We start from the raw sequence: 1,605 nt of genomic DNA, 5'->3' as shown, positions 1-1,605 counted from the left end.
AGCAGTTCATCTTCAAATATTGCTCGACCTTTGATTCCACGATGGAGGGAAATATCGGCCCGGTTGCGGAAGCGTTGGCCAATGAACTGGGCGCGCAAAAGGTGGTTTTCTGTCCGGCCTTTCCCACCACGGGGCGTACGGTTTACCAGGGCCATCTCTTTGTGCTCGGTAAGCCGATACACGAGTCTGGGATGGAAAATCACCCTCTTACTCCGATGACGGACGCCAACATCAGGCGGTGGTTGCAGCATCAGACCGAAGAAGAAGTTGGGTTGGTGCCAGTTGACACCGTGAAGCAAGGACCGGAGGCGATTTTTGCTGCTTTGCAGAACGCCGACGAACGCTTTGTGATCGGCGATGCGATTTCGGACGAGGATTTACTGGCTTGGGGCGAGGCTCTGAAGGATGCCCAGCTCATCACCGGGGGATCTGGGATAGCGCTGGGGCTACCCAGAAACTTCGTCAGAAGAGCTTCGTCCAAAAAAGGTGGCAGTGTGTTTACAGGTATCACTGGGCCCGCTGCTATCCTTGCAGGGTCATGTTCAGGTGCAACCCGTGGGCAGATCGATGTTCATGCGGAATCCAATCCGACGTTCGCCATCGATGTTCCGGGTGTCATGTCCGGGGATGTGACCACGCAAACGCTTCTGGATTTCTTTGAAACGCATCCCGGTCAGGCACCGCTCGCGTATTCATCGGGAAGCCCGGATGATGTGCGGGCGATCCAAAACAAATTCGGTCAGGAGGCTGTGGCGGAAAAGCTGGACAATCTCTTTGCAGATACAGCACGAGAACTTGTCGATGCTGGGTACAAGCGCCTTGCGGTGGCAGGAGGAGAGACGTCGGGAGCTGTTGCCAAGGTCATCTCTGAGGCACTGGGGTCTCCGGCCATGTCAATTGGGCCAGAGATCGACCCGGGCGTGCCAGTCCTGAGCGTTGGAAAAATTGAACCCATTGCGCTGGCCCTAAAATCTGGAAACTTTGGCGCTCCGGACTTTTTTGCGAAAGCCCTCAGAATGATGGAGGCAGGCAAATGAGATCTGAAGAATTGGCTTTACGGCAGCAGATGTCGGAACTGTGTGCTTCGCTGTTTGCGCGTGGCTTTTCCGTCGGCACAGCGGGCAATGTCTCCGCGCGCCTTGATGACGGAATCCTCATGACGCCAACCAATTCCACCTTGGGTGATATCGACCCCGAACGCATTGCCAAGATTGATTTGGATGGCATCCACGTCTCCGGCGACAAGCCGACCAAGGAGGTCTTTCTGCACCAAGCCTTCTATGAGACGAGGCCAGAAGCGGGCGCCGTGGTTCATCTGCATTCGACCTGGGCCACTGCTCTGTCCTGTTTGGAAGACACCGATCCAGATGACTGTATTCCACCGCTTACGCCGTATGTGGTTATGCGTGTTGGCACGGTCAAAATGGTTCCATACGTCAAGCCGGGTGATCCGAAATCCGGTGATTTGATCCGCGAACTGGGTGGGAAATTTAGTGCAGTTCTGTTGGCCAATCACGGACCTGTCGTATCGGGAAAGGACCTCTTCTCGGCGGTCTGTGCAGCTGAAGAGTTGGAAGAAACAGCCAAGCTGCTCGTGGCATTGCG

2 protein-coding genes are annotated in these 1,605 nt (G+C 55.4%); both read left to right on the top strand.

From position 1 onward, the window contains the following. Nucleotides 1–1,037, top strand: a 1,037-nt coding sequence (gene otnK / locus ACR0JW_RS23800) for a 3-oxo-tetronate kinase (protein WP_480714606.1), incomplete at its 5' end; no start/stop codon positions are given. Further along, the coding region (otnC, locus tag ACR0JW_RS23795; RefSeq protein ID WP_480714605.1) for a 3-oxo-tetronate 4-phosphate decarboxylase at nt 1,034–1,605 on the top strand (572 nt) is incomplete at its 3' end. The genes otnK and otnC, both read left to right, overlap by 4 nt.

It is taken from the genome of Ruegeria sp. BG6 (assembly GCF_056538465.1).
Note: the sequence above shows the minus strand (reverse complement) of the source record. Positions and strands in the feature narration are given on the sequence as shown.